Genomic DNA, 9653 nt, shown 5'->3' on the forward strand with positions numbered 1-9653 from the left:
ACGAAGTCCATCTATTCGTGTGGCCTTACCTAGAGAAAATTTTCACCCGACAAAACCGAATGCCCGTTGCAATCTGTGTGCGGGCATTTTTCGGTTTGCGGATGTAGCGCCGCAATAGCTTCCGTTACCGGACTTATTCATTGAGGCATATGATGAATTTGTGTTAACCTTTTTGCAGAGTTCCGTAATTGCTCGGCAAAGGTACTGTGATATTCAGATTCCACCTTACGGAAAACCGTAAAACGGGAATATTATTGAGCAGCATTGAAAAACCTGCCATCAGGTGAGCGGTTTCCAAACCCTTGCAATGGGAGATTTTTAAAGGATCCCGATGTCTTTGCAGATCACTACCATTTCGATGTTATTTTTGGCATTCAGCGTCTCGCGCAATTCGTTCAGCCGTTTTTCTATCGCACTTCTGCTGTTGGGAGAAAGCCCGTTGCTCTGGAAGTGGTCAGATATTTCATGCTGTTTCCACCCTTTCGACAGAAGATCAAGCAGGGTGACGTCATATTCGGAAATTTCATGAGGGTTGTTCCGGATCGAATTCATGATTTCCTGAGGAATGACGAGATCTCCCGAATAAACTTTTTGGAGGGTACTTTTCAGTTCCTTAGCGTCGTTTCTGCCTTTGCTTACATATCCGTTAATGCGGTGCGTCTTAAAAAGCTCATCAATGGTTTTCGGCTTTTTCTCCACTGAAAAAACAATGATTTTGAGTTCGGGCTGTATTATTCTGACCTCATCGATCAAATCCTGGCCGGAAGTTATCTTTTGATCCCGGTGATCCCGGTCGAATCCGAGATCTGTAATTAACAGCTGGTAAGGATGGTCTTCATGAAGCGCATTTTGAATTTTCCTGAGAGCATCGTCACAGTAACTGACAAATTCATATTGCGGGATCTGCAATTCTTCCAGGGTTTTGATGACGCCAAGATTCCGGATCTCGTGATCTTCGGCAATGATAACTTTTTTAAACATATGCTATGGAATTGGAACTGAAATAGTGATAATCAATCCTCCTTTCGGATTTTTGTCAAAAATAACGGTTCCGCCGATGGTCTCAATACGGTTTTCCATATTTCGGATTCCGGAAGCAGAAATTTTTTCCAAATCTTCAATGCCAATGCCATTATCGGTATATTTGAGGAGTACCTCTTTTTCGGATCTTTCTATTTTCACAGAAGTGAGGGAGGCGTGGCTGTGCTTGACCATATTCACCATGGCTTCACGCAAAATATAATAGATTTCAGACTGCACCGCCGCGGAAATCCCGTTCCATTTCTCCTGATCATTTTCTACCACAAACACTTTCTGGTCCGAAGACTGATAGGAGTAGAGCATCTCCGACAAACGTGCTGCAAAATCTTTTTCGGTTAATTCCATAAAGTCATCCCGGGCGATATCCCTGGAATCTTCATACATTTTTTCAATCCGGTTCAGGATGATTTCTTTATTAAGCTCCTGGTTATTCTGAATTTCGACCATGGCGTGATACAATCCGTTGGCAATGATGTCATGCACTCTTCTGGAGTATTTCAGCTGAGTATTCTTCACTTCGATCTCTTTTTCCTGCTTCAGTCCTTTCTGTCTTCTTTTATACCCGATAAAGCCGCCGAATAAACTGATGGTCAATACCCCGATCGCAATGTTCTGTTTCAGGATGTGGTTTTGCTTTCTCGCATTTTCTGCTTTTTCTTTTTCTGTTTCGTAGCGGATCAATGCAAACTGGTTTTTGGCTTTTGCCCTGGCTGTCTGAAGGCTGTCATTGAGCTTTTGATACTGAAGAAAGTATTTTTTTGAATGGTCAGAAGATTCCAGGGTGACCAGTTTCTGAAGTGCTTCCAGCTGATCATCTACGCTGCCGAGCTCCGAGGCGATTTCCAGCATTTTTTCTGCATGGAAAAGTGATTGCGGTGGATCTTTCTCATGAAAATAATCCGATAAATGGGCGTGACTTGCATTCTGGCCCCAAAGATCATTTTCCTTTTCGCGGATGCTTAACGCCTGTTTGAGTTCCGGTTCTGCGTGGTAGCTGGGATTCTGAAGAAATTTGGTAAAAGCCAGGTTGTCACGGATTTTCGATTGGGTATTCAGATCCTGATGGTATTCCGGTTGATTTGATAAATCTTCCAAAACCGCTATGGCTTGGTCATATTCTTTGGATTTGGAAAGCGCAACCGCGATATTGTTCCGTATTTTGGTCTTTTCCAGGGAATCCCTGGATGCACTGAGTGCTTTTTCATACCATGCTAAAGCCGATTTGTAGTCCTGGAGTTTTTTTCTGGAAATGGCAATTGAATTATAGACCGAAAAAACATATTCATGATCATCGGCGTTTTTCAGATATTTCAAAGCCTGAATATTGGATTCTTCACTTCCAAAATAGTCGCCTGCATTAAGCAGGATAATCGAACTGTTCATTAAGGATTTCCCCGCACCAATACTGTCTTTGTCTTGTAAAAAATCGTTTTTGGCTATGTTAAAATACTTGAAAGCTTCCGGTTCATTCCCGTTTTCAAAAAAATACCACGCTTTTTCATAGTTAGGATTGGTAGGGTTGAAATTCTCTTTTTTAGAGCAAGATAAAATTATAAAAAGTACTATCAGATAGTAATTTTTTGTTAATTTCATAATATTTTCTTTCAAAGATAAAAAAAAGAGGCCTATAAAAGCCTCTCCTTTATTACTTCTTTGGAATCGTTGCGTCCTCGCCTCCCGTATCTCCATCCGCATTGTTCAGGATATAGGGATAGTCAAAGCTGACTTGATCCGTTTTATCGAGGGTAGCCGCATGGGTGTTGCTGTTGGGAGATATGAATCCCAAAAGCATTAATAAAAAATGTAGCATGGTTTTTAAAATTTAAGTGGGTGTAGTTTTCATGCGTACTCAAAGCACCGGCTCTGAGCAGAAACATGACGAAAAAAGAAGCGCTTCTTAAATTTTTGGGAAGTGATGATACGCTGAACAGAGGAGAATAACTGCTTCCCAAACCAGTGAGACCCGACTGTTCTTTGTATCGGTTTTTAGAGATCAGTTTTGTAACTTTGCTTGGATAACATTTTGTTTGTCACTGATTTCCAGAACAAAGTAACGACAGGAATGACCTGTTTTCCCGGACAGATCAGGGACAGAGTACAGACAGCGGAACCACCTTGTTTTATGGAAAACCGTAATAACCCGGACAGTTTTTTGTCTATTTTGGACAGATTTTACAGGTAAGAAATTATTTTTATGGATACTAAAAAGAAGACTTTAGTAAAAATGGCATTCGAACAGGCGAAAAAAGAGCTTCCGAGAGCAACCAAAACTTCCGTCGCCTTTTACTTGAGCTCCCTGTTTGAGGAGAAGTACGGATTTTCTAAAAATGAAAAGACTTTTTCCCGGTATTATACTGAACTTATAGAAAAAAACAGAGATTATGCTATAGATGAGATTACCCTGGATCAACTCAGTGCCTATGTGGGCTATAAAAACTACAGGGACTTTTGCCAAAATACGCTGAACGAAGCACATTACGGGGGTTCCGGTTCCGTGAAAATATCGATTTCCGATGAGAAAGGAACCACTTCGTTGGTTTCCGAAGCATTGAAAATTGTCATTAATAATACCATCTCCCTCCCGGAATTTTTTACTAAAAATCAAAACAGTTTGGGGTTGATCGGGATTCTGCTTTTGGGAGGATTGGTCTGGAACAGAATAGATTATGCCGCTGCCGATAATAAGAAGGAAATGCCTCCTCCGGCCCACCTTTCGCAAACTGTACTGCCTAAAAGTGAGCCGGAAACAGCAATTCCGCAGGCGGTTGCCTATATTCCTACAGCGCGAAAAACGGAGAATATAATTATTGAAGAGAGAAAGCAGGAATGTATGTACTGGCAGAATGACCATTACGAACCTGCATTTTGTGATGAGAAAATAAGCGGGCAACAACTCGTCGCAGCAAATGAAGATATGTTGCGGTTATTCAGGAAAATAAATGCGCCGGATACCCTTACGGTTGCTAATGCAATAGGCAATGTTTGGTATGATAAATCAGATAAAAAGGTAGAGTTTTTCACCCATTATGGACTGAATCCGCGTACCGGCAAGACCTTGAAGCCGGTTACCCCCTATATCATTGGAAAGTATGTGGTCAATTCCGCTTCCGTGAATGGCTCTATTTCTAATTGATCCCGAATGAAGTGTTTGGTAAAGGGCAGTTTTGGTTTTGGCAGACCCCCTCTTTCCCATAATAGGACCATCATACTGCTGAAAAGCCACCGGAGCTTCCGTTCAACGGGCTTTCATTTCTTGTCTTGCAGACAAAACGAAAGCTTAGTTATTATCTGCAGTATTTTTAGAGGAAATTATTGTAGTCACGTTGGAAATAAACACCATTCAAGTTTTCTTTTAAAAACTCATCAATATTTGCATTCATCAATGAAGTCAGAATTAATTTATTATTATCTTTTAATAAGATTTCAGCGTATTTATAATGCATAAATGACATCATTGCATATTTTCCCGAGTCTAGAAATTCAGACTTGTGAATTATGATTTTTAGAATTTCGTCAGAGTCATATTTTTTTTTTGCGTTTTTATCAAGTATATAATGATTTCCAATCTCAATTTTCTTATTGAAATTTTCAAGTAAATATCCTGCGATAATATAAATGTCAAGTAGAATATTTATTATTGGCCAAATGTGAACATACCACATTTTAAAAATGTTCAAATCTCTAAAAATCAGAAAGACAACAAAATAATATCCTAGAACAAACAATAAAGTCCATTTTAATCCTAAAAATAAACTTAAAAAATTCAGTTTTAATTGTTTCATTTACAGCTTGTTGGGTAATATTCTGACTAACGTTAAATTTAAATATTGATAATCAAATAGTTATATGTTTTTATTTTTTGACTATTTGATTATCCAAAATAGTAAAAATTTCTTCGTTAGCGGCTAAAAACAACTCCGTTTTCGAGTAGGGGAATTACGGCTAACGGTTGCGTATTTCTGCAGGCGGGCTAAAAATACGAAAACTTTCTACTTGCTAAAAACTTAATCAATTGCTAAAATCTTCAACTGAAAACTTCAACCCCGCTAATAGAAATACACTGTAGCGATAGTTGCATGAGTTACATACTTTGTCCAAAAGTCAATAGATTGTTGTCTGGGTCAAGTAAAGCAAATTCTCGTTGATTCCATGGCTTGTTTTCTAAAGGTCCGTTTGGATGGATTTCTACGTTTTCTTTTAATAAAGATTTGTAAAAATTGTCTATTTCATTAGTTCTTATGTAAACTTGTCCATAATTATCAATCGGATTGAGTTCTTTAAATTCAAAAAAGTGTAATTCTACATTATCTTTTTTAACAATCAGGTAATTTCCATAGTCTGCCAGTTCCTCGAAGTTTAATTTTTTCACATAAAATTCTTTTGTCAGATTTAAATCTCGCATAGGTAATTTAGGACAGATTTCGGTAAGCATTATTTTTCAGTTTTTTTTGAAATTATTTTGACGGGCAATTCTGACTAAAGTTAAATTTTTTTATTGATAATCAACATTTTGCGATTTCAATATCCCTGTCAGTCAATCCAGATTTAGTGATTTGTTTTTGAATTCTTTTTACCATTCCATAGAAGAACCAATATTGAAGAAAAGCCACCGGAGCTTTCGTTCAACGGGCTTTCATCTCGTGTCCTGCGGACAAGACGAATGCTTAGTTATTGTACGCAGTTTTTTTAAATTCTTGTTTGGTTAGCTAAATAAAAACTTGTCAAAATTACAAAGTAATAGAGAATCATACTGGTTAGTAAATATAGTATTTCTTTAAAATTTATTTCCTTTCTATTTATTGATTTTACACTTTCATATGTAAGTAAAATTAGTGAAACTAAAATTGAGAAAAAAGAAAGGAGAAAGATAAATTTGACAAGCTGCTCGTAAAAAATCCAATCAAAATTATACGTATTGAAGAAATAATTTTGAATTCCAAAAACAATTATGAAAACATACAAACTGATTTGATATTTATAAATTTTTTCAATTTTCATTTCATTGGAGTTTTGTAGACAATCGAATCAAAATTCAATTCAACATTAATCGAGTCAAAATATTTTTTGTGTTCAAAATGAGTGCGAAAGTCATTGAGGTAATTTTTCACCTTTTCCCGATCAGAGTTATTAAATGAATCTTTATAAAGTCGTAGCCCAAAGTTTTCAAGTTTTGAAATCTTATTATTTTGTAAATCTCTAAAATACCAAAGAGTATCTGTCGCATCTCCAACTTCCATTTTTACTTTGTATTTTTTATTCAGTTTATTCAGTAAATTAGTAGTTTTTTGCGATGGTTCGTAGTGCGGATTTCTCTTGATCCAGCTGAAGGGATTCAGATAAAGAAACATTGGTAAAAAAATCAAAATTATAAAAATTACCGTAATTAATTTCTTCACTTTTAATTTGATATAGAGTTGCTATTAAATTCTGACTAACTTTAAATTTAAATATTGATAATCAAACAGTTATATGTTTTTATACCCAAGAAAAAAAGTTAATAAAAATCCAACTAAGATTAAAAAACATCCAAAAATTATTGTTTTACTTTTCACGGAAATTTGTGCGGAATATTTGTTTTACAATTCTGACCAACGTTACATTTAAATATTGATAATCAACATTTTGCGATTTCAATATCCCTGTCAGTCAATCCAAATTCAGTGATTTGTTCTTGAATTCTTTTTACCATTCCTTAGAAGAACCAATATTGGAGAAAAGCCAGCGGAGCTTCCATTCAACGGGTTTTCAGCTTGTGTCCTGCGGGCAAGACGAAAGCTTAGTTGTTATCTGCAGTAATATTATTTTATTAAATCTGTCATTTTAGAATATACTTCATTTTCAATTTCATACAGTTCAAAAGAAGTTTTACCATCATTCCAAGTTGCTTTATTATTAGATATTTCAGGAATTCCCAGAGTTTTCTGGTATTCTTCAATTTCAGTTTTTAAACTAGTTTTATCTCCATAATAAAAAATAATTTCAGCTATATTTCCATTGGAATTTGAAATTATTTCAATTGATTCCGCTCCGCCAAATACATTTTCTTTTAGAAATAAATGATCATTTTTTATTTCAGTTAAAGAATTAATTTTTTGAATGTTTTCTCCTAATTCAAATTTCCCATAAGTATCTAAATCTACATAACGAAAAATAGGTTTAGATTTTACATGGTTAGAACTACCACAAGAAATTACAATTAAAAATAAGAGATAAAATAATTTGATTTTCATTTGGTAACACGTTTTTTGGATTATTCTGATTAAGTCCTTCAATTCATTTTGATAATCAATTTTATATAAAATTTAAAAGCTCATTAGTCCAACCAAATTTAGTGATTTGTTTTTGAATTCTTTTTACCATTCCATAGAAGAACCCATATTAAAGAAAAGCCAGCGGAGCTTCCGTTCAACGGGTTTTCAGCTTGTGTCCTGCGGACAAGACGAAAGCTTAGTTATTATCTGCAGGCGTTTCTATTTATCATCCCAATCTAAAAAGTTTTTTAAATAAATTGGACTGTGAATTTTGTTGTACCCACTTTTCCTCCAAAAGATAAAAGTAATTTTCATTGGCTTGATTTCGGGATTTTTGTTTACAAATTTGTATCTGACAAATTTTCTTTTTGTTCCGAAAATAATAGTGTCCTGTATTTTAACTTCATTAAGGGGTGTTATTTGAGATTTAATTTTTGGATAGTTTTTTTCAACTGGTAAAATTGCATTGACATCATACCATAATATTCACTTCCGTAAGTAAACAGTTCGATGGATTCGTTGAAGTGGTTGTGATCAAAACATTCCCAATATTCTGCAACAGTTTTTCTAATCTGTCTTTCAGGAGAGTTTAAAACAAAAAAATAAAAGAGTAATGCTAAAAATAAAGCAAATGAGGAGGTAAGAAGATATTTATTTTTCAAAATCTCAATGTTGGCGGTTTGTTATGGCTTCTGACTAACGTTAAATTTAAATATTGATAATCAACATTTTGCGATTTCAATATCCCTGTCAGTCAATCCAAATTTAGTGATTTGTTTTTGAATTCTTTTTACCATTCCTTAGAAGGACCAATATGGGATAAAAGCCACCGGAGCTTCCGTTCAAAGGGTTTTCACCTCGTGTCCTGCGGACAAGACGAAAGCTTAGTTGTTAGCTGCAGGCGTTTATTGGACTTCTATTATTTCTTCAACATTTAAGTTAATCAAGATTGCAGAAATTATATTGTTATTCTTTTGAAATACAATTTCAGCGTCCATATCGTAAAATTCATTTCCTTTATCAGGAATTAGAACATTTACAACCCTATAATTTTCAAAATCAGTTCTGGAATTAAGATTTTTTAATTGATTTAAAATAGAGTTCCAATTATTTTCTATTTTCTTAAAATATTCTGTTTGATAATTTGAAATTTCAGTTCCATTTATAGGAAAAAGCAATTCAATATTTTGACCAATATTTGAGTTAATAATTCCTTTGAAATTTTTAGTTCCGTCAGATTCAATAAATGAAAATTTTCCAATATGATTAAAAATTGTATTTACATTTTCTCTTTTTGAAGATTTAAAGATGTCAAATAATCCCATGTCTTTAGATTTCAGAATATTAATTTTTACTTTAACAGGCTTTTAAACACGATTTTTGATATGTTTCTGACTAACGTTAAATTTAAATATTGATAATCAAACAGTTATATGTTTTCATTTTTTAACTATTTGATTATCCAAAATAGTAAAAATTTCTTCGTTAGCGGCTAAAAACAACTCCGTTTTCGAGTAGGGGAATTGCTGGTAACGTTTGGGTATTTCTGTTGGCGGGGATTATGATAACTGGTCTTTGTAAATATAACAAAAAGAACAACTAGCGAAAATCTCTATGATGTAAACTTCAACCCCGCTAATAGAAATACCTTGTTGAACTAAACCTCCGGTAGCTTTTCCCATTCGCCGTTTCATTAACTTTGTTTTCATTAACCTTTTAAAAACCCATAAAATGGCTACAAAAAAAAATCTACTGAGGATTTAAGAACGAACAAATTCCTCAACCGTGCCTCGAGCGAAGTTAACGGTTTTGCCGAACTCCTGCAACGCTTTGAAAGAAATATTTCCATACTGGGCAGAAGCAAACGCACCTTTGATAATTATTCGCGGCATGTTGCCGCCTTAGCGCTTCATTTCGGTAAAATCCCTACCGAATTAGACCCGGAAGACATCAAAGATTATCTCTTTGAACTTCAAAAGCGATCAAAAACCCCTTCTCAGTCGTACTTTAAACATACTGTTTACGGGCTGCGTTTCCTGCTGAAAACCGAAGGCCTACCTTACAGCTACCTCCATCTTCCCACCATTCCAAAAGTCAAGAAACTTCCTGTAATTCTCAGCCGGGAAGAGATCTGGCGCATGCTTCAAACCGCCGAACTCCTGAAACACAAACTGCTCATCGGACTCATCTACGGCTGCGGACTGCGCTGCATGGAAGTCCGGAATATCAAGCTTCAGCATCTGGATTTTGACCGGAAGATGCTGCATATCGTTCAGGGTAAAGGTAGCAAGGACCGTTATGTACCTTTGTCGGAGCATTTAATCAGAGGCTTAAAAACCTTTATTAAAGTTGAAAATCCGG

At 35.3% G+C, this 9653-nt stretch carries 11 protein-coding genes; 2 read left to right on the plus strand and 9 right to left on the minus strand.

Annotation, left to right across the window (positions count from 1 at the left end; all coding sequences use genetic code 11):
- Positions 1-318: 318 nt before the first annotated feature.
- Genes L0951_RS10870 through L0951_RS10880 form a run of 3 tightly spaced genes read right to left on the minus strand, consistent with a single transcriptional unit; the run spans position 319 to position 2851 of the window.
- Complete coding sequence (locus L0951_RS10870) at positions 319-981, minus strand: DNA-binding response regulator (RefSeq protein ID WP_234111287.1); 663 nt, start codon at positions 979-981, stop codon at positions 319-321.
- A 3-nt stretch (positions 982-984) separates the two neighbouring features.
- Positions 985-2634: an ATP-binding protein gene (locus L0951_RS10875; RefSeq protein WP_234111288.1), complete on the minus strand. Its 1650-nt coding sequence runs from the start codon at positions 2632-2634 to the stop codon at positions 985-987.
- A 52-nt stretch (positions 2635-2686) separates the two neighbouring features.
- Entirely contained in the window at positions 2687-2851 is a 165-nt protein-coding gene (locus L0951_RS10880; RefSeq protein ID WP_234111289.1) for a hypothetical protein, read from the minus strand.
- A gap of 384 nt (positions 2852-3235) precedes the next feature.
- Between L0951_RS10880 and L0951_RS10885 the strand changes: the two genes are divergently transcribed.
- The gene (locus tag L0951_RS10885; protein ID WP_234111290.1) at positions 3236-4174 is read left to right on the plus strand and encodes a hypothetical protein; all 939 of its coding nucleotides are present in this window, start codon (positions 3236-3238) and stop codon (positions 4172-4174) included.
- 166 nt (positions 4175-4340) lie between these two features.
- On the opposite strand, the gene L0951_RS10890 is transcribed toward L0951_RS10885, so the two are convergent.
- From L0951_RS10890 to L0951_RS13720, 6 genes are all read right to left on the minus strand, one after another.
- Positions 4341-4823 carry a hypothetical protein gene (locus L0951_RS10890; protein ID WP_234111291.1) on the minus strand — a complete coding sequence of 161 codons (483 nt, stop codon included), beginning with the start codon at positions 4821-4823 and terminating at the stop codon, positions 4341-4343.
- Between the two features lie 299 nt (positions 4824-5122).
- Positions 5123-5473, minus strand: coding sequence for a bleomycin resistance protein (locus tag L0951_RS10895; RefSeq protein WP_234111292.1), 351 nt, complete (start codon positions 5471-5473; stop codon positions 5123-5125).
- A 562-nt stretch (positions 5474-6035) separates the two neighbouring features.
- Positions 6036-6437, minus strand: coding sequence for a hypothetical protein (locus L0951_RS10900; RefSeq protein WP_234111293.1), 402 nt, complete (start codon positions 6435-6437; stop codon positions 6036-6038).
- A 402-nt stretch (positions 6438-6839) separates the two neighbouring features.
- Entirely contained in the window at positions 6840-7271 is a 432-nt protein-coding gene (locus L0951_RS10905; RefSeq protein ID WP_234111294.1) for a hypothetical protein, read from the minus strand.
- Between the two features lie 926 nt (positions 7272-8197).
- On the minus strand, positions 8198-8617 hold the full coding sequence (locus L0951_RS10910; protein WP_234111295.1) for a hypothetical protein: 420 nt from the start codon (positions 8615-8617) through the stop codon (positions 8198-8200).
- A 435-nt stretch (positions 8618-9052) separates the two neighbouring features.
- Positions 9053-9184 carry a hypothetical protein gene (locus L0951_RS13720; protein WP_262908494.1) on the minus strand — a complete coding sequence of 44 codons (132 nt, stop codon included), beginning with the start codon at positions 9182-9184 and terminating at the stop codon, positions 9053-9055.
- Between L0951_RS13720 and L0951_RS10915 the strand changes: the two genes are divergently transcribed.
- A partial coding sequence (locus L0951_RS10915) for a tyrosine-type recombinase/integrase (RefSeq protein WP_234111303.1) occupies positions 9143-9653 on the plus strand: 511 nt, incomplete at its 3' end. The genes L0951_RS13720 and L0951_RS10915 overlap by 42 nt on opposite strands.

This window comes from Chryseobacterium sp. R2A-55 (genome assembly GCF_021401085.1).
Taxonomy (GTDB): domain Bacteria; phylum Bacteroidota; class Bacteroidia; order Flavobacteriales; family Weeksellaceae; genus Kaistella.